At 73.3% G+C, this 17,799-nt stretch carries 17 protein-coding genes; 11 read left to right on the top strand and 6 right to left on the bottom strand.

The window, feature by feature from the left end; genetic code table 11:
- Window positions 1-12: 12 nt before the first annotated feature.
- Complete coding sequence (locus BN3788_RS01670) at window positions 13-2,283, bottom strand: HelD family protein (protein WP_066582220.1); 2,271 nt, start codon at window positions 2,281-2,283, stop codon at window positions 13-15.
- 177 nt (window positions 2,284-2,460) lie between these two features.
- Between BN3788_RS01670 and BN3788_RS01675 the strand changes: the two genes are divergently transcribed.
- The 5 genes from BN3788_RS01675 (at window position 2,461) to BN3788_RS01695 (ending at window position 7,296) form a co-directional block, all read left to right on the top strand.
- Window positions 2,461-3,651, top strand: a complete 1,191-nt coding sequence (locus tag BN3788_RS01675) for a PP2C family protein-serine/threonine phosphatase (RefSeq protein WP_066582117.1) — start codon at window positions 2,461-2,463, stop codon at window positions 3,649-3,651.
- Window positions 3,648-5,222 (top strand): sensor histidine kinase, encoded by a 1,575-nt coding sequence (locus tag BN3788_RS01680; RefSeq protein WP_066582221.1) that lies wholly within the window; start codon window positions 3,648-3,650, stop codon window positions 5,220-5,222. Before BN3788_RS01675 ends, BN3788_RS01680 begins: the two co-directional genes overlap by 4 nt.
- A 34-nt stretch (window positions 5,223-5,256) precedes the next feature.
- Complete coding sequence (locus tag BN3788_RS01685; protein WP_066582118.1) at window positions 5,257-5,697, top strand: response regulator; 441 nt, start codon at window positions 5,257-5,259, stop codon at window positions 5,695-5,697.
- Between the two features lie 141 nt (window positions 5,698-5,838).
- Window positions 5,839-6,774, top strand: coding sequence for a PAC2 family protein (locus BN3788_RS01690; RefSeq protein ID WP_066582119.1), 936 nt, complete (start codon window positions 5,839-5,841; stop codon window positions 6,772-6,774).
- Window positions 6,775-7,092: 318 nt separating this feature from the next.
- Entirely contained in the window at window positions 7,093-7,296 is a 204-nt protein-coding gene (locus BN3788_RS01695; protein ID WP_066582120.1) for a cold-shock protein, read from the top strand.
- A 97-nt stretch (window positions 7,297-7,393) separates the two neighbouring features.
- Here BN3788_RS01695 and BN3788_RS01700 read toward each other — a convergent pair whose 3' ends face one another.
- Window positions 7,394-8,182 (bottom strand): spermidine synthase, encoded by a 789-nt coding sequence (locus tag BN3788_RS01700; RefSeq protein ID WP_234346425.1) that lies wholly within the window; start codon window positions 8,180-8,182, stop codon window positions 7,394-7,396.
- 188 nt (window positions 8,183-8,370) lie between these two features.
- Here BN3788_RS01700 and BN3788_RS01705 point away from each other — a divergent pair, with 188 nt between their 5' ends.
- The 3 genes from BN3788_RS01705 to BN3788_RS01715 are packed head-to-tail and all read left to right on the top strand — an operon-like array spanning window position 8,371 to window position 10,506.
- Window positions 8,371-8,820: an SAV_6107 family HEPN domain-containing protein gene (locus tag BN3788_RS01705; protein ID WP_066582122.1), complete on the top strand. Its 450-nt coding sequence runs from the start codon at window positions 8,371-8,373 to the stop codon at window positions 8,818-8,820.
- On the top strand, window positions 8,817-10,184 hold the full coding sequence (locus BN3788_RS01710) for a DNA polymerase IV (RefSeq protein ID WP_082812485.1): 1,368 nt from the start codon (window positions 8,817-8,819) through the stop codon (window positions 10,182-10,184). The genes BN3788_RS01705 and BN3788_RS01710 overlap by 4 nt, the downstream gene beginning before the upstream one ends.
- On the top strand, window positions 10,162-10,506 hold the full coding sequence (locus BN3788_RS01715; protein ID WP_315969730.1) for a DUF3040 domain-containing protein: 345 nt from the start codon (window positions 10,162-10,164) through the stop codon (window positions 10,504-10,506). Before BN3788_RS01710 ends, BN3788_RS01715 begins: the two co-directional genes overlap by 23 nt.
- Window positions 10,507-10,583: 77 nt before the next feature.
- Here the strand turns inward: BN3788_RS01715 and BN3788_RS01720 are convergent, their stop codons facing one another.
- The 4 genes from BN3788_RS01720 to BN3788_RS01730 are packed head-to-tail and all read right to left on the bottom strand — an operon-like array spanning window position 10,584 to window position 15,176.
- On the bottom strand, window positions 10,584-12,887 hold the full coding sequence (locus BN3788_RS01720; protein ID WP_066582124.1) for a DUF3488 and transglutaminase-like domain-containing protein: 2,304 nt from the start codon (window positions 12,885-12,887) through the stop codon (window positions 10,584-10,586).
- The gene (locus BN3788_RS19575; protein ID WP_234346426.1) at window positions 12,884-13,039 is read right to left on the bottom strand and encodes a hypothetical protein; all 156 of its coding nucleotides are present in this window, start codon (window positions 13,037-13,039) and stop codon (window positions 12,884-12,886) included. The genes BN3788_RS01720 and BN3788_RS19575 overlap by 4 nt, the downstream gene beginning before the upstream one ends.
- 56 nt (window positions 13,040-13,095) lie before the next feature.
- Window positions 13,096-14,175, bottom strand: coding sequence for a DUF58 domain-containing protein (locus BN3788_RS01725; protein ID WP_234346427.1), 1,080 nt, complete (start codon window positions 14,173-14,175; stop codon window positions 13,096-13,098).
- A complete protein-coding gene (locus BN3788_RS01730; protein ID WP_066582125.1) occupies window positions 14,175-15,176 on the bottom strand; it encodes an AAA family ATPase in 1,002 nt (333 codons plus the stop codon). The genes BN3788_RS01725 and BN3788_RS01730 overlap by 1 nt, the downstream gene beginning before the upstream one ends.
- A gap of 427 nt (window positions 15,177-15,603) precedes the next feature.
- Between BN3788_RS01730 and mraZ the strand changes: the two genes are divergently transcribed.
- The 3 genes from mraZ to BN3788_RS01745 all read left to right on the top strand — a co-directional run bounded on the left by mraZ (window position 15,604) and on the right by BN3788_RS01745 (window position 17,725).
- The gene (mraZ, locus tag BN3788_RS01735; RefSeq protein WP_390619579.1) at window positions 15,604-16,074 is read left to right on the top strand and encodes a division/cell wall cluster transcriptional repressor MraZ; all 471 of its coding nucleotides are present in this window, start codon (window positions 15,604-15,606) and stop codon (window positions 16,072-16,074) included.
- A 209-nt stretch (window positions 16,075-16,283) separates the two neighbouring features.
- The gene (gene rsmH, locus BN3788_RS01740) at window positions 16,284-17,309 is read left to right on the top strand and encodes a 16S rRNA (cytosine(1402)-N(4))-methyltransferase RsmH (protein ID WP_066582127.1); all 1,026 of its coding nucleotides are present in this window, start codon (window positions 16,284-16,286) and stop codon (window positions 17,307-17,309) included.
- On the top strand, window positions 17,306-17,725 hold the full coding sequence (locus BN3788_RS01745; protein WP_066582128.1) for a hypothetical protein: 420 nt from the start codon (window positions 17,306-17,308) through the stop codon (window positions 17,723-17,725). Before rsmH ends, BN3788_RS01745 begins: the two co-directional genes overlap by 4 nt.
- Window positions 17,726-17,799: the final 74 nt, after the last annotated feature.

Genomic DNA, 17,799 nt, shown 5'->3' on the forward strand with positions numbered 1-17,799 from the left:
GGCGGACGGCGCTCAGGCCGGATCGGAGACCAGGCCAGCGGGGAGCGGCGCGCTGTGGAGCACGCGCAGCGCGCGTGTGGGGCGCGTCATCGCCACGTACAAATCACCCGCGCTGGCCGCCAGGACCTGCGACGGCTCCAGCAGCACCACGACGTCGAACTCCAGGCCCTTGCTCTCGCGTGGGGTGAGCAAGGACACGGGGGCGTCGAGGGTGGCGCCCCCGGCGCCGGTCACGCGCGGGCCCAGCGCCTCGGCGAGGCCGCGCGCGCGCAGGGCCTCGCCCGCCTCCGCCAGCAGCCCGGGCTCGCCGACCACCGCCACGCGCCCACCCGACGCGCCCGCCGCGAGCTCGTCGACCCAGTGGCGCACATGCCGGGCCGCCGCGTCGGCGAGGTCGGCGCGTGGCACGCGCTCGACAGCCAGGGCCCCAGGCACGCGGCGCGCCGACGTCAGCGGGCTCACCGGCAGGCCGGCCGCCACGGCGACGCGCTGCGCGGCATCGGCCACCTCGGCGGGCGTGCGGTAGTTGACCGTCAACTCGGACAGCCGCCACGACGAGCGCAGCAGCGGGTCGAGCATCGTCTGCCAGCTGCGCGCCCCTGCCGTCGAGCTCGTCTGCGCGACGTCGCCGACGATGGTCATCGACCGGGTCGGCACCCGGCGCAGCAGCATCCGCCACGCCATGGAGGACAGCTCCTGAGCCTCGTCGACCACCACATGGCCGTACGTCCACGTCCGGTCGGCGGCGGCGCGCTCGGCGGTGGTCAGGCGGGGGCCCGTGGCGGCGAACCGGTCTGCGAGCATCTCGGCGGAGACCAGGCCGTCGCTCCCGCTGGACTGCAGCACCCGGCGCGCGTAGTCGAGCTCCGCGTCGCGGCGCACGGCGTCCGCCCGGGCCTGGGCGCGGGCCGCCTGGTCGTCCTCACCGAGCAGCTCCGCGGCCTCGTCGAGCAGCGGGACGTCCGCGGCGGTCCAGTCGGCGTCGGGGGAGCGCTGCAGGAGGCGGCGCTCGTGCCTGGACAACTCGGGCGCCGCCGCGTCGAGCCGGTGCGGCTTGCTGAACAAGTCGCGCACCAGGCCCTGCGGGGTGAGCGGCATCCACGCCAGGTTGAGGGCGATCCGCACCTCGCGTGTCGTGCGCAGCTCCTCGACGATCTCCGCGCGGTCCTCGGGCGCCAGCGGCGACCCGAGCTGCGCGATGTACTGGTCGGCGAGGCGCGAGAGCATGTCCCGCACGAACGACGTGCGGGCCAGGTTGTGGGGGCGGTTGCCGCGCCGCGCGCGGGCGATGGCCGACGCGACGTGCGACGGCTCGACGACGACGATCCGGCCGTCCACCGAGATCTCGGTGGCCTCGCGGGGCGTCCGCTCACGCTGGCGCACCGCGCGCTCGATGATGCGGGCCCACACGGCGCGGCCCTTGATCTCGCTCACCCGGTCGTCCTCGACGCCGGGCGCGACGACGCCTGGGAACAGCTCCGCGATGGTGGACGTGACCACGCCGGTCTCCCCGAGCGAGGGGAGCACCTGGTCGATGTAGCGCAGGAACGTCCGGCTGGGGCCGACGAGCAGCACCCCGGAGCGCTCGAGCAGGCGCCGGTGGGCGTACAGCAGGTAGGCGGCGCGGTGCAGGGCCACAGCCGTCTTGCCGGTGCCAGGCCCGCCCTGCACCACGAGGGAGCCCTGCAGCTCCGAGCGGATGATCGCGTCCTGCTCCGCCTGGATCGTGGCGACGATGTCCGCCATGTGCCCCGTGCGCCCGGCGGCCAGCGACGCCAGCAGCGCGCCCTCGCCGGACAGGCTCGCCACGGACACCGTGCCGTCGGCGTCCTCGGCGAGGTGGTCCAGGTCCAGCACCTCGTCCTCGACACCGGTGACCGAGCGGCCCCGCGTCACCAGGTGCCGTCGCCGCACCACGTCGTCCGGCCGCGCCGCCGTCGCGCGGTAGAAGGCCTGCGCCGCGGGCGCGCGCCAGTCCGTGAGCATCGAGGCGTGCTCCTCGTCCGTCAGCCCGATGCGCCCGATGTAGCGGCGCGCGCCGTCGGTGAGGTCGAGCCGGCCGAAGGCCAGGCGCTCCTCCACCGACTCGAGCTGGGCGAGCCGGTCCTCGTAGAGCGTCGCGAAGGCGTCGCGCTCGCTGCGGTTCTGCGGTGAGCCCGAGGGGCCGTGCCGCCGGACGTCCACCAGTCGTTCGCGGGTCTGGTCCCGGAGGGCGTCCAACCGGCCATAGAGCCTGTCGACCGTCTCCTGCTCGTCACGCAGCTCCGACTCGATGCCCGCCACATCCACCGCCCTGTCCGTTCCGACACCCCGTCGCCCGCACAGATGGTGACGCAGGCAGCCGTCCATTATCCGGCACAGCAGCCGATGTCCGCATCGCGCTGGATGTCCGACTCGCTCAGGCGGTTCCCATGGCGGGGCTCTACGCTGCGGGGCGGACGCATCGACGAGAGGACCCCCGTGACAGACATAGCACCGGCGTCGCCCGTCGCGTGGGCGCCGTCCGTCCGGGCGGCGAACGACGGGGCCTTCCGTGTGCTGCTCGTCGAGGACGACGACGGGGACGCGCTGCTCGTCGAAGAGGGCCTGCGCGACGCGGGGCTGGACGCGTCGATCGTCCGCGCCCGGACCCTCGACGAGGCGATGGAGCGGCTCGACGCCGACTGCGTGCTCCTCGACCTCGGCCTGCCCGACGCGATGGGGCTGGGCGCTCTGCAGCGCCTGCTCGCCGCCGGCGCCCCCGCTGTCGTGGTGCTGACGGGCCTTGCCGGCAGCGACGTCGGCCTCGCCGCGGTCGCCGCCGGCGCGCAGGACTACCTCGTCAAGGGCGAGGCGGACAGCGAGACGGTCGGCCGCTCTGTGCGCTACGCCGTGCAGCGCCGGCGTCTGGAGGCGTCCGACCGCGCGCTGTACCGGAGCCTGGTGCGCGCGGAGGAGACGAACCGGCTCGAGCGGGCCCTGCTGCCCACGCCGGCCGTGCGGGATGAGCGGCTCGAGGTCAGCGTCGGGTACCGCGCAGGCCGTGACGGGCTGCTCGGAGGGGACTTCTACGACGTCGTCGAGCGTCCCGACGGCAGCGTGCTCGCCCTCGTGGGCGACGTGTGCGGGCACGGGCCCGACGAGGCGGCGCTGGGGGCGACCCTGCGCACGGCGTGGCGCACCCTCGTGCTCGCCGACGCCGCCGCCGCGGAGATCCTGCCCCTGCTCGAGCGCGTGCTCGAGGCCGAGCGGTCCCGGCCGGAGGTCTTCACCACCGTCTCGATGCTCGAGGTGGCGCCCGACCGGGCCAGCGCGGACCTGTACCTGGCGGGCCATCCCGTCCCGCTGCTCATCGGCGACCGCAGCCGGCTCCTCCCGTCGACGGCCCGGGGGAGGGCGCTGGGCATTCCCGTCTCGGGTGGTTGGCTCCCGCTCCGGCTCGAGCTCGGCCCCCGATGGCGGCTGATGATGTACACCGACGGAGTGCTGGAGGCGACCATCCGCGAGAGCTCGGACCGGATCGGCAAGGAGGGCCTGCTCAGGCTCGTCGACGCAGCCCTGGCCCGTGGCCCCGGCGACCTGGTCACCGACGTGCTGCACGACGTGCGCGCCCTGCACGGCGGCGAGCTCGTCGACGACGCGGCGCTCGTCGTGGTCGGGTGGGGCGCATGAGCCCCGCGCTCGCGCTCGCGGCCGGCTCCACGACCCTGCGGTCTCGGCTCGGCCAGATGTTGGTGGCCGCCGGGGTGCTGCTCGGGCTGGTCGTCGGGGGCGCCGGCCTCGCGCTCACCCGCGTGGTCGAGCTGCAGGACAAGGTGACGGTCGTCCACTTCGACGCGATCACCCGCGCGGACGGCGCCTACGTCCGCATGGTCGACGCGGAGACGGCCGTGCGCGGCTACGCGCTCACCGGAGACGAGGTCACGCTCGAGCCCTTCGAGCGGGCCGCCGACTCCGCGACGACGTTCGCGTCGCTGGCGGAGGACTCCGAGGCGCGCGGATTCCCCGACGAGGCATCCCGCGCCGCGCGCATCGCGGCAGACGCCGCCGTCCGTTGGCAGGAGGAGTTCGCCGAGCCGCTCATCGATCAGGTCGCCGCCGAGGGCGTCGAGTCCGTGACGCCCGAGCAGATCGAGGCCGGGCGGACGCTGTTCGACGAGGCGCGATCGGGTGTCGAGTCGTACCTGGTCGAGTTGCGGGAGCTCCGCGACGCGACAGGCGACGAGCTCGCCAACTGGACGACCATCCTCTCGGCGGCAGTCGTCGTGCTGGTGCTCGCCGCGCTCGCGGTCGGCGTCACCTTGTGGGTGCTGCTGCGCCGGTGGATCACCGCGCCGGTCGCAGCGCTGGCCGCCGACGCCCGCGCGGTCAGCTCGGGCGACCTGTCCCACCCTGTGGTCGTCACCGGCCCGGGGGAGATCGCCGGCCTCGCCCTCGACATGGAGCGGATGCGCCGCACCCTCGTCGACCAGCTCAGCGCTCTCGAGGAGTCCTCCCGCGAGGTCGCGCAGGCGCATGAGCGCCTCACCGAGCAGGCCGAGGAGTTGCGGCGCTCCAACCGCGACCTCGAGCAGTTCGCCTACGTCGCCTCGCATGACCTGCAGGAGCCGCTGCGCAAGGTGGCGAGCTTCACGCAGCTCCTGCAGAAGCGCTACGGCGGCCAGCTCGACGACCGGGCGGACGAGTACATCGGCTTCGCCGTCGACGGCGCCAAGCGCATGCAGCAGCTCATCCAGGACTTGCTCGGGTTCTCCCGCGCGGGGCGCGGTGGCGGAGTGCAGGAGCCCGTCGACCTGGCCGACGCGCTCGCGCAGGCTGTCGACAACCTCGACGAGGCCGTCGCGGACGCGCAGGCGCAGATCACCGTCGGCGCGCTGCCGGTCGTGATGGGCGAGCGCGCGCTCCTGGTGCAGCTCCTGCAGAACCTCATCGGCAACGCCGTGAAGTTCCGCCACCCGGACCGTGTGCCGCAGATTCAGATCACCGCCCACGAGGTGGGAGACTCCTGGGAGCTTCGGTGCACCGACAACGGGATCGGCATCGATCCGCAGTACGCGGAGCGTGTGTTCCTGATCTTCCAGCGGTTGCACCCGAAGGACGTTTACGAGGGCACCGGGATCGGCCTGGCGCTCTGCAAGAAGATCGTCGAATTCCATGGCGGTCGCATTTGGATCGACCCGGCGCAGGACGTCGGCGCCAGCATCCGCTGGACGCTGCCGGCCACGCCGGCCAGCGACAACTGACCAACCCTGGTCGCACAAGGGCTGAGGAGAACGAGTGCCGAACTCGCACAAAGACATCGACGTCCTGCTCGTGGAGGACGACCCGGGCGATGTCCTGATGACGCGCGAGGCGTTCGCGGACAACAAGGTGACGAACCGCCTGTCCGTCGTCTCCGACGGGGTGAGCGCGCTCGAGTACCTCCGCAAGGAGGGTGAGTACGCCAACGCCACCACGCCGGACCTGATCCTGCTCGACCTCAACCTGCCGCGGATGGACGGCCGCGAGGTCCTGCAGGCGCTGAAGCAGGACGAGCGCCTCCGCTCGATCCCGGTGGTCGTGCTGACCACCTCGGAGGCGGAGGAGGACGTCGTCCGCAGCTACTCGCTCCACGCGAACGCGTACGTGACCAAGCCCGTGGACTTCGACCGCTTCATCGAGGTCGTGCGCCAGATCGACGAGTTCTTCGTCACTGTCGTCCGGCTTCCCGGCCGCTGATCCGTCTGTGACCTGCGCCAGGGCCGTGTGACCACGCGCCGAGACGATCTGGGCGCACGGGAAGACACGCGCGCCCTCGGGTGTTGACCAGGTGGGCAGCAGCGCATGCGCTGCCCGATGTCGGCACGAGAGTGAGGACCCATGCTCGACCCGAGCGAGATCTACGACGTGGACCCTGTGGTCGCCGCCGAGGTGACCGCGCGCGCCGCGCTCGGCTCCGGACCTGTGCTGGTGCACGCCCTGCAGGGCTTCGTGGACGCCGGCGCCGCCGGCCGCAAGGCTGCTGAGCACCTGACCGAGTCCCTCACCACCACTCGGCTCGCGACGTTCGACGTCGACCAGCTCATCGACTACCGGTCGCGTCGACCGACCATGACGTTCGACTCGAGCGCCTGGACCGAGTACGACGCGCCGTCGTTGGCGGTGGACCTGGTCCGCGACGCCGAGGGCGCGCCGTTCCTGCTGCTGCACGGCTCCGAGCCGGATGTGCAGTGGGAGCGGTTCATCGCCGCGGTCCGCCAGATCGTCGAGCGGTTCGCCGTGCCGCTGACCGTCGGGCTGCACGGCATCCCGATGGGGGTGCCGCACACCCGGCCCCTGACCGCCACCGCGCACGCCACCCGCCCGGAGCTGGTCGCGGACCACCCGTCGTGGTTCGGCACCGTGCAGGTGCCGGCCAGCGCCTCAGCCGTGCTGGAGATGCGGCTGGGGGAGTGGGGCCATGACGCGATGGGCTTCGCGGTCCACGTGCCGCACTATCTGGCGCAGTCGGCGTTCCCCCAGGCGAGCAAGATCGCACTGGAGCATGTGGAGCGGGCCACCGGCCTGGACCTGCGGCTCGGCGCGCTGGCCGAGGCCGCCGACGAGACGGCCGCCGAGATCGAGCGCCAGGTCGGCGACTCGGCGGAGGTCGCCGCGGTGGTGCACGCGCTGGAGGAGCAGTACGACGCCTTCACGCGGAGCGCCGGGCGTCCCGGGCTGCTGGCCGAGACCTCCCAGCTCCCCACCGCCGACGAGCTCGGCGCGGAGTTCGAGCGGTTCCTCGCGGAGCACACCGAGGACGGCCCCTCGTCCTGAGCGCCGCGCAGTGCGGGCGGCTGGGGTCGCGGATGGGCTGGCAGGGGTGCTGCCGAGGGCGTCGTGGACCGTGATCGGATCGTTGTCGAACTGGGGGCACATCGGGTCACAAACCGTGGCGCCCGCAGGGCCGTCGTGAGAGGATCGCGATCGTTGCAGTGACGTACTGACGCTCGACCGGCGCCGCTCCATCAGCGAGTGGCACCCCCCAGCCGACCGGCTGGTCTGCCCGGTGCAGGACGCGGGACAAGGCATTGCGGCACGACGCAGGGCGCTGGGCCAGGCGTCGTCACCGGTTGGAACAGAAGGACAGGAAACATGGCACAGGGTGCTGTCAAGTGGTTCAACGCTGAGAAGGGCTACGGGTTCATCGCCCAGGACGGCGGCGGCGCAGACGTCTTCGTCCACTACTCCGCGATCGACTCGCAGGGCTACCGCTCCCTCGAGGAGGGTCAGCGCGTCGAGTTCGAGATCACGCAGGGCCCGAAGGGCCCCCAGGCGGAGCAGGTCCGCCCGCTCTGATCACCTGCGCTCGCTGAGTCCCCGGCTGTCGAGGCCAGGGTCCCGCGCGCATTGACAAGGCCGTGCCCTTCGGGGTGCGGCCTTGTCGCGTTGCCGGTCATGCGCGCTCAGCGCCCGGCGTCGCAGCCGTGGCGCCGGGGGGATCGCCGAGCGCGCGCGCCGAGCCCACGAACGCGTGCAGCTCGGAGCCATGCAGCATGCGGGCGGGCGCTGGCAGCGACCGCACCTCGCGCTCCACCTGGGCCGAGGCCAGCAGTGACGCGTCGCCGGTCGCCGCGAGCACGACGTTCCCGTACCCGCGTCCGCGAAGCAGGCCCGGCTCCGCCACCACCCCCAGGTGGCCGAACACCGCACGCAGGGTCGCGGCCTCGGAGCGCGCCAGGGCGAGCGGCGGCCGGTCGGCGCAGTTGGCCAGGTAGAGGCCTCCGGGCCGCAGCACGCGCGCGACCTCCCGGGCGAACTCCACGGTGGTCACGTGCTCGGGTGTGCGGTCGCCGGAGAACACGTCCCGCACGACGACGTCGGCTGACGCGTCGGCCATCGCCTCGAGCTGTGCCCGGGCGTCTCCCGCGCGGATCCGCAGGGCCGGCGCGCGCGGCAGGTCGAACCAGGTGCGGACCAGCTCCGGGAGGGCGGTGTCGAGCTCGACGGCGATCTGCCGGGACCCGGGCCGACTGGCGGGGACGTGCCGGGCGGGGGCGCAGCCCGCCGCGCCGAGGTGGACAACGGCCAGTGGCTCGCCGGGCGGGGCGGCATGGCCGAGCAGCACTGCCATCTGCTGCATGTACTCGAAGGACAGCCTTGACGGGTCCTCGAGGTCCAGATGCGAGCTCGGCACCCCGTTGACCAGCACGGTCACGCCGGAGGGGTCGTCGGCCGTCCGCACGAGCTCGACCGTGCCGGGCGGGATGCGGACAGGGCCGTCGGGCCAGCGGGTGTGTGTCGGTGGGCGGTGGGATGGTGGGGGTCGTCGCCCCGAGCGGTCGCGGGAAGCCACAGGACCACGGTACGGGTTGACGGGCGTCGAACAGGTGTTCGATACTGAGGGTGAGCAGAGAAGGAGGTGCGGCCGCGATGAACGCCATCCGATCCCGTCTCTCGGGCGGTCTCGCAGGGCCGGCCGATGGGCTGCTCCAGCGCGCGGACGCCGAGCTGCTGGCCGCCCAGTTCTCCTCCGAGCCATGGGAGCGGTTCTCGCACGCCCACCTCGCGGCGGTGCGTGCCGGCGCTGGGCTGCTCGCGGCACGGGGTCGCCCGGGCGGCCGCCGGGCGCCCCGGACGGTGTGGGAGATGCTGGACGTCATGGCCCCCGAGGTGCAGCGTTGGAGCGGGTACTTCGCCGCGGGCGCCTCGCTGCGGTCGGCGGTCGAGGCGGGCCGCTTCGACATCGTGAGCCCGGCGCGGGCCGAGCAGGCGGTCTGCGCCGCCGAGGACTTCCTCGACGCGGTGCGCGCGCTCGTCGAGGCCGAGGCTGGCTCTGCCGACGCACTGGGGGCCTCCGTGCTGGCCGCGCGCGCGTCATGAGCCGCGGGCCGCGCCCCAGCGGGCGCCGAGACTGGGGCGACGACGAGGAGGGCGCGTCCATCCTGCACGTCGACATGGATGCCTTCTTCGCCTCGGTGGAGTTGGCCCGCCGTCCGCATCTGCGGGGGCTGCCCGTCGTGGTCGGTGGCGAGCAGCGCGGGGTGGTGCTCGCGGCCACCTACGAGGCGCGCGCGTTCGGCGTCCACTCGGCCATGCCGATGTCCGTGGCACGGCGGATGTGCCCGCAGGCCGTCATCATCCCGCCCGAGCACAAGGCGTACACCGCCGTCTCCGAGGGGGTCATGCGCATCCTGCGCGACGTGACGACGCTGGTGGAGCAGGTGAGCGTCGATGAGGCGTTCCTCGACGTCTCCGGCGCGCGTCGTCGGCTGGGACCGCCGACCCACATCGCCGCGCAGATCCGTCGCGACGTCCGCGCCGAGTTCGGCATCACGTGCTCGGTGGGCATCGCGGCCACGAAGTTCGTCGCGAAGCTGGCGTCAGGGCACGCGAAGCCAGACGGCGTCCTGCTGGTGCCCAAGGCCGCCGCCGTCGACTACCTGCGCACCCTGCCGGTCGGTGCGCTGTGGGGTGTGGGCGAGGCGACCGAGGCCGCGCTGGCCCGCTGGGGCGTGCGCACCGTCGCCGAGCTCGCGGACAGCGACGTCCAGACCATTCAGCGTGCGGTGGGCAAGGTGGCGGGCGCGCACCTGCACGACCTCGCCTGGGGGAGGGACCCCCGGCCCGTCCAGCCGGGACGGGAGGAGAAGAGCATCGGGGCGGAGGAGACGTTCGACGTGGACGTCCACGACCTGGCGGTGGTGGAGGCCAAGGTGCTCGAGCTCGCCGACCGATGCGCCGGTCGCCTGCGGGCGCACCAACTGGTCGCCCGCACCGTGAGCCTCAAGGTCCGCACCTCGGACTTCCGCACGCTCACCCGCTCGCGCACGCTCGCCACGCCCACTGACATCGCGCGGGAGATCTACCTCGCGACCCGTGCACTCCTGGCGGGCGTCGACCTGGGCGGCCTGCCCGTGCGGCTCGTCGGGGTGCGCGCCGAGGGGTTGAGCCCCGCCGTCTCGACGGTCCGGCAGCCGACACTCGACGAGGCCGTCGCCGAGAACAGCACAGCGCGCCGTGACGCGGAGCGGGCGATGGACCTAGTTCGAGGCCGTTTCGGGCGGTCTGCCATCGCCGTGGGGTCGATTCCCCCTCCACGACGGCGGGACTCGACTACCGACTTCGTGTCTGGGGACCTATCCTTGTCGAAAGATGTCTCTACGGGGGAGTACGGGGGTAGTAATGCCTCTGTCCGAGTACGAGCAGCGCGTACTGGAACAGATGGAGCGGCAGCTCACATCTGACGACCCCAGGCTCGCGAACACTCTGGCGTCACGAGGCCGGCGGCCTGTGGGCCGCTACGTCCTCGCGAGCGCGGTGGCCATCGCCGGTCTTCTCATGCTGGTCGCGGGTGCGGCCACGCGGCTCGCCTGGATCGGCGTCCTCGGCTTCGTGATCATGTTCGGCGCTGTGGCTTTCGGCTTCTCCCAAGGATCCTCCAAGGAGTCCGCGGGCGCCGCCACCGCCACGAAGGCGAAGTCGGCCAGCACCCCGCGCCGGCAGGCGGGCTTCATGTCCCGCCTCGAGGAGCGGTGGCAGCATCGGCGCGACCAGGGCGGCCGCTGAACTCAGCGGTCTCGCCGTCTGGCCCCATCAGTCTCGGGGTCTGACCTCAGCGGTCTCGCCGTCGGCCTCTGGCTGTCTCAGCCAGCGCGGCCCGTTCCGCCAGCGTCGGCCTCGAGCCGTTCCGCCGGGCTCCCACGGTCGAGCCCAGAGCGCACACCCTCAAGTACCGCATGCGCCCACTGGCGCACATCGTCGGTCGGCTCCTGCGTCGGGTGGGGAGCGTAACGGCCCCGCTCCACCGCCTCGGTGAGCCGGGTCAGCGCGTCGTCGGCGGCGTCGTCGAGCGGCTCGCCGCGCAGTTGCTCCGCCCGAGCCCGGATCAGCGCCGCGGCCTGACGCGGGGTCCGCGCGTCCGACCAGGTGATGTGCGCGCGACGCAGCCGTCCGCGCAGCCACCCCCAGGCGTCCTCGGCCGTGAGATGGGAGACGCGCGCCGCGCGGCGACGCAGCATCACCACGGCGCCCAGCAGGAGCGCGAGCAGGATGCCGGCGACCGGGGCCACCAGCGCACGGGGGATCTCGGCCTCGTCGACGTCGGGGGCGGGCACCGCTGCGCGCGGCGCCGTGGTGCTGCTCGCGGTGGGGGCTGGCGCGGACGGGGCCACGGGCTCGGCGGTCGGCGCCGCAGTCGCCGGCGTCACGACGAGGGGGTCGCTCCAGCGCGGAGGAGTCCCCGTCTGCACGGCCGGCGTCGGCTCGAACCGCACCCATCCCGCGCTCGGGAAGTAGAGCTCGGGCCACGCGTGCGACTGCCGTCCGGTGATCACGTACTCGTCGTCGGCAGCGAGGGTTCCGGGGAGGAAGCCCACGCCCACCCGGGCGGGGATGCCGAGGGTGCGCGCCATGATCGCCATGGAGGTCGCGTACTGCACGCAGTATCCGCGCTTGCTCTCCAGGAAGTCCCACACCGAGTCCGAGGACGTCGCCGGCTCGACGCGCGTGTCGTAGACGAAGTTCTGCGGGTTCCGGAACCAGGTCTGGAGCGCCATCGCCTGCTCGAACGCCCCGGTGGCTCCGGCGGCGACCTCGGCGGCGAGGTCGGCGACGTCCTGCGCGTGCTCGGTGTCCGGCACCGTCAGATACGGGTCGAGGGCGGGGGCGCTGGCTGGCGACGAGGCGCGCAGGGTGTCCGCTGTGAGCTCGGGCACCTGCACCGTCATCGAGTAGCCCAGGCCGTTGCGCGTGCTCCGGTCGCCGACCACCTGGTCATTCTCGGCGTCGTAGAACCACTCCCCGGCGATGTCCAGCGTGCGGGCGAAGGTGCTCACTGGCAGCCGATCCTCCCGCAGCCCGCCAACCACGACGTGCACGGAGGCGAGGAGCCCTTCGGAGGGGTCGGGCGCGTCGCCGTGCGTGCTGGGGTCCGGGCTGAGGAGGGTCTCCGGGTCCCAGGTCTCGAGGTCCGTGGAGTCGCCGCGCGCCCACGTCCGCCCGTCGAAGTCGCGCATGGTGAAGGCGCGTAGCGGGCCGATCGTCTTGGCGTCGGCGAGGAGCGTCGGCCGGGCCAGGCCTGACGTGTCGGCCGCGGGCGCGCTGTCTGACGCCTCCTCGACGGTGTAGCGCAGGACGATCTGCTCGGAACGGGGGCCGAGGCTGTCGCGCATGTCCAGCGAGTCGTTGAGGCGCACCGGCCCCACGGAGCCTGAGCCCCATCGGGGGAGCTCGAGCGCCGCCCACCCCGGCACGGGCGCGACCAGCGGGCCGACGACGATCGCGACGGCCGCGATGCCACCGGCCGCGGCAACCGTCCAGCCGGCGCGCCGCGCGGTTCCGGGACCGGCGGTGGCGGGCGCGACCGACAGGGCCAGTAGCCGCAGGGAGGGCACGGCTGGGACCGCCAGCGCCAACCCCGAGGCGGGCGTGCCGAGGACGATCCCGGGGATCCACACGATGAGCAGCACCAGGCCCGACCAAGCCGGCGCGCCGAGGCCGAGCGCGACGAGGTCGACGCCGAGCAGGAGGAGTGCCGCGCCGACGACCACCAGCAGCACGATGGGCCGGGACGACTGCAACGGAACGAAGGAGGAGTTGACCAGGTCGAGGGCGACGCGGGTCATCGCGATGAGCCGGTCGACGGAATCCATGTCGGGGAGGAGCCGCAGGGCGCCAGGAGGCGCGCCGAAGGCGATGAGGACGCCGACCATGGTCGCGAGGGCGCCGACCACGGTGGGCGCCCACCAACGCCGGGACACGGCGCGCACTCCGGCGGTCAGCGCGGTGAGCAGGATGACGACCAGGAGCGCGGCCCCGAGCCACGATCCCGGCGCGATGAGCTGTCGCACGGCGAGCAGCCCACCGCAGGTGGCCGTGCCGACCAGGGCGGAGGCGAGCAGTCCGCGTGCGCCGCGCAGGGCGACGGGCTCCTCGCGGGGGCCCCTCATGGGCGTGCTCCCAGCATCCGCGTCCAGCTCTCCGTGAGGTCGTCGCCGGGCTGGACGGAGCAGGCCCGCCAGCCCAGCCTGCGCAGATGGCTGACCGTCCGCTCGGCCTCATGCCGCTCGTTGACGGACCAGGCCGGGTCGGACCGGACCATGGCCCAGCCCTGGGCGCCGGTGGCCAGCTGGGCGAGGGCGGTGCGGGTGGGCGGGCTCAGCGGGCCAGCTGGGCGAGGGCGGTGCGGGTGGGCGGGCTCAGCGGGCCCACGAGCGCCACGACGATCTCGCTCCCGCTGTGGCTGCCGAGGTGCAGGCGCACCGCGGTGAGGAGCTGGTCCTCGGCCTCCGACGACTCGGGGGCCTGCACGTCGATCATCCGGTCGAGGAGCTCGGTGCGCGCTGAGTGGCCCGGGCGGGCGTGGGCGCCGTCCGTTGACAGGGGGCCAGCCGCAGAGGGCGGCCCGAGCAGCCGGACGGGGTGGCCGGCGTCGAGCATGGCCAGGGCCATCGATGTGCCGAGCGAGATGGTCCACTCGAGCGACTCTGCTTCTTGGGGCAGGTCGAGGAGCACGGTCACGGGCCGCATGCCGGCGCGCTCGTCGGAGCGGACGACGAGCTCGCCGCGGCGGGCGCTGCTGCGCCAGTGCACGCGCCGCAGGTCGTCGCCGAGCTGGTACTCCCGCAGCGCGGAGTCGTCCGTCGACGGGCTGCGGGCGCCGAGGGCGATGCGGTCCGGCTCCGCGACGAGGATCCCGCGCGGCACCGGCAGCTGCGTCACGGCCGGCCAGACGGCGATGTCGGCGCGCTCGCCCAGCGCGGAGCTGGCTCGGACCACGCCGAACGGATCGTGGCGGGTCACGATGAGCGGTCCGAGAGCCCAGCGGCCGCGCCGGGCGGCGAGCACCGGGTACGCCAGCCCCACCGACCGCTCGGTGCGCACCACCCGGGCGCGCAGCGGCCGTCCGCCGGACAGCTCGGCGGAGGCCTGCTCGCCGAGGCGCAGGCCGTTCAGGCGCACCCTGCCGGCCAGGTTGTCCGCGACGACCTCGACGCTGACATGCGCGGTGGCGCCGGCGTGGACAGGGCTCGGCTGCACGTGGCGGTGCACGCGCAGGCGGTGCCGGCCCCGTCCGGGGTCCCGCAGGGCCGTCGCGGCGAACGCGCCGATCACCAGCAGGAGGGTCAGCGCGCCGATCTGCACCAGGCCGATGGCGCCGAGCCCGATGCCGAGCCCGACCCCCCTGGCGCCGGCCACGCCGAGGCCGATGCCGCGGTGGGTCAGACGCGGACGCATCAGCCGGACGCCCGCCGTTCGCGCGGGACCGCGCTCGACGACGGCAGCGGGATGCGCGCCACGATGTCCTGGACGACGTCGCTCGTCGAGCGCCCGGATAGCCGGGCCTCGGTGCTGGCGATCAGCCGGTGGGCCAGCACGGGCTCGGCGAGCTGCTGGACGTCGTCCGGGAGCACATGGTCACGGCCGGACATCGCGGCGAGCGCCTTGGCGGCGCGCAGCAGCTGGATCGAGGCGCGGGGCGAGGCGCCCAGCCGGAGGCCCTGGTCCTCGCGGGTGGCGGTCACCAGGTCGATCACGTACCGCTTGATCCCGGGCGCGGCGTACAGCCGGCGCGCGGTGTTGACGTGGCGGGCGACCTGCGCGGCGTCGGTCACGGGGCGCAGGGCCGCGAGCGGGTCGGACGTCTCCTGCAGGTCGAGCATGTCGAGCTCGGCGTCGAGGCTCGGGTAGCCGACGGTGAGCCGCGCCATGAAGCGGTCGCGCTGCGCCTCGGGCAGGGGATAGGTCCCCTCCATCTCGACGGGGTTCTGGGTGGCGATGACCAGGAACGGGCGCGGCAGCGGGTAGGTCGACCCGTCGACGGTCGCCTGGGTCTCCTGCATGCACTCCAGGAGCGCGGACTGGGTCTTGGGGGAGGCGCGGTTGATCTCGTCGCCGATGACGATGTGCGCGAAGAGCGGCCCGGGCCGGAACTCGAACTCGTGGGTCTGGCTCCGGTAGATGTTGACGCCGGTGAGGTCGCTGGGCAGCAGGTCTGGCGTGAACTGGATGCGCCCCACGCTGCAGTCGATGGTGCGGGCCAGTGCCTTGGCCAGCGTCGTCTTGCCGACGCCGGGCACGTCCTCCAACAGCAGGTGGCCCTCGGCGAGCAGGACGGCCACCGTGATCCCGACGATCTCGGACCGTCCGGTGACGACCGTCTCGATCCCCCCGCGGATCTGGTTGGTCGTCTCGACCAGCTCAGCGAGCTCCGAGGTCGAGGGCACAGCCTGAAGCATGGGGACTCCTTCTGCGGATGGGGGCACGAGCCTACGTGCGGGCGCGCGCAAGACGTGCTCCGTCCAGGTGAATCTGACGAACGCGGCGCCGCGGGCCCCCACTTCCCCCCACGTTCCTCTTCGTCGCGTCGTGCGACCACTCGGAGGGCGTCCGGTTTCTCCGGTTGCGGGTGGAGGAACCACCATAAACGGTCGCGCCTGACGGTGGGCGTGTTCGACGATGCGCTTCCCACGCGCCCGGGGTGCGTTGTAGCCCTCCACCTCGCCCCACCGCTCTGACCTGCGGTTTTGTCAAGCAACACGGGTGAAACGTGTCCGCTAGCGGTTGCAGGTGGAGGGAAGTGGAGTACCGTGGAGGCACTTGGTGAGGACTGGATGAGAGACGTGGAACGCGAGCCGGCGGGGAGCAGAGGGGGCGGCGGTGAGCATCGAGTCGACCTTCAGCGGCTTCGGCTCCTCAGCGCCCTTCCTCGGCACGTACACGCCCCGGCTCGACGACAAGGGGCGGCTGATCCTGCCGGCCAAGTTCCGCGCGCAACTGGCGCCGGGCCTGGTCATGACGCGTGGGCAGGAGCGGTGCCTCTTCCTGCTGCCCATGGACGAGTTCCGGCGCATGCACGACCAGATCCGGCAGGCGCCGGTGACGAGCAAGCAGGCCCGGGACTACCTGCGCGTGTTCCTGTCCGGGGCCAGCGACGAGCTTCCCGACAAGCAGGGGCGCATCTCGATCCCGCCGATGCTGCGCACGTATGCGGGCCTGGACCGCGAGGTCGCGGTGATCGGCGCCGGCTCGCGTGTCGAGGTGTGGGACCTCGAGGCGTGGGAGACGTACCTCGCCGAGCAGGAGGCCGGCTACGCCGAGACGGCTGAGGAGGTCTTCCCGAACGGCCCCTTCTGACCATGCCGACCTGACCGCCCCGACCTTTTCCACCGGGCCTCGTGCCCGTCCGATGAGATCTCCTCCCGTCTTCTCTGTCGCACTTCCCCGCGACAGAGGGCCGGTGGGGGATCTGGTTGGACGGCGGAGGGGCCGCCCGACCACCACTCACAGGGGCTCCAGGTACACGTGGGAGCCGGCATAGCCAGACGACGCGAGAGGAGACGGCCATGCAGCAGCACGACGACGGACAGCCGCTCGATGACGCATCGACACGGCACACGCCGGTGATGCTGGAGCGCTGCCTCGAGCTGCTCGCCCCGGCACTCGAGGCGCCGGGTGCCGTGATGGTCGACTCGACGCTCGGCATGGGCGGCCACACCGAGGCGGTGCTGGCTCGGTTCCCGGACGTGCGCGTCATCGGCCTGGACCGCGACCCGCAGGCGCTCGCGCTCGCCAGCCGTCGGCTCGCCGGGTTCGGCGACCGCTTCACCCCCGTGCACGCGATCTATGACGAGATCAACGAGGTGCTGGCCTCGCTCGGCATCCCCGCCGTGCAGGGCGTCCTCATGGACCTCGGCGTGTCCTCGCTGCAGCTCGACGAGACTGAGCGCGGCTTCTCGTACTCCCAGGACGCGCCGCTGGACATGCGGATGGACGCGACCCAGGGCCAGACCGCCGCCGACGTCCTGAACACCTATGACGTGCGCGAGCTCACCCGCGTGCTGCGGGAGTACGGCGAGGAGCGGTTCGCGCAGCGGATCGCCCGGCGCATCGTGGCCCAGCGGGAGACGGCGCCGCTGACGCGCACCGGCGAGCTGGTCGACATCCTGCGGGCGAGCATTCCCGCGGCGACCCGCAAGACCGGCGGCAACCCCGCCAAGCGGACGTTCCAGGCGCTGCGCATCGAGGTGAACGGCGAGCTCGAGGTGCTGGAGCGCGCGTTGCCGGCGTCGATCGAGGCGTTGGCGGTCGGCGGGCGCATCGTCGTCGAGGCCTACCACTCGCTCGAGGACCGGTTGGTCAAGCGGGCGCTGGCGGTCGGCGCGACGTCGAGTGCGCCTCCCGGACTGCCGGTGGAGCCCGAGACGCACCGCCCGTTCCTGCGGCTCGTCACCCGCGGCGCCGAGGAGGCGGACGACGCCGAGCGCGAGCGCAACCCGCGCTCCCAGTCGGTGCGGCTGCGGGCCGCCGAACGGCTCCGAGGCACACCTGACCACCTGCGAGACCGAGGCGCATCGAGGAGATCGTCATGAGCGCACAGGCAGCGGCACGCGCCGTCCCGCGCCCGGCACGGCCCGCGGCTCCGGCTCCGGCGAGCCAGCCCGCCCCCCGGCTGCTGCTCGTCCGGGCTCCGGCCCAGGCGCGCACGAGGGCGCCGTTCGTGATCGCCTGCATGCTGATCCTCGTGGCGGCGCTGGTCACGGCCCTCCTGCTCAACACCACGATGGCGCGCGGCGCCTTCGAGAAGCAGGCGCTCGACATGGAGCTCTACCGGCTCGCGCAGAGCGAGCAGGACCTGGCCGCCCAGGTCGACCGCCTGCGCTCGCCCGAGCAGCTCGCGAACGCCGCGCAGGCACGCGGCATGGTCAAGGCGGAGAGCACGGCCTGGCTCTTCCTGGCCGACGGAACGGTGCAGGGCGCCCCCGGGGGTGCGGGAGCCGGCGGATGACCGATCGGGCGAGGACACCGTCCGGCTCCCCGGCCCCCGGCCGAGGGGCACGTCGGCCTGCTCCGAGCCCGGCG

The sequence above is a fragment of the Cellulomonas timonensis genome (assembly GCF_900046455.1).
GTDB lineage: Bacteria > Actinomycetota > Actinomycetes > Actinomycetales > Cellulomonadaceae > Cellulomonas_A > Cellulomonas_A timonensis.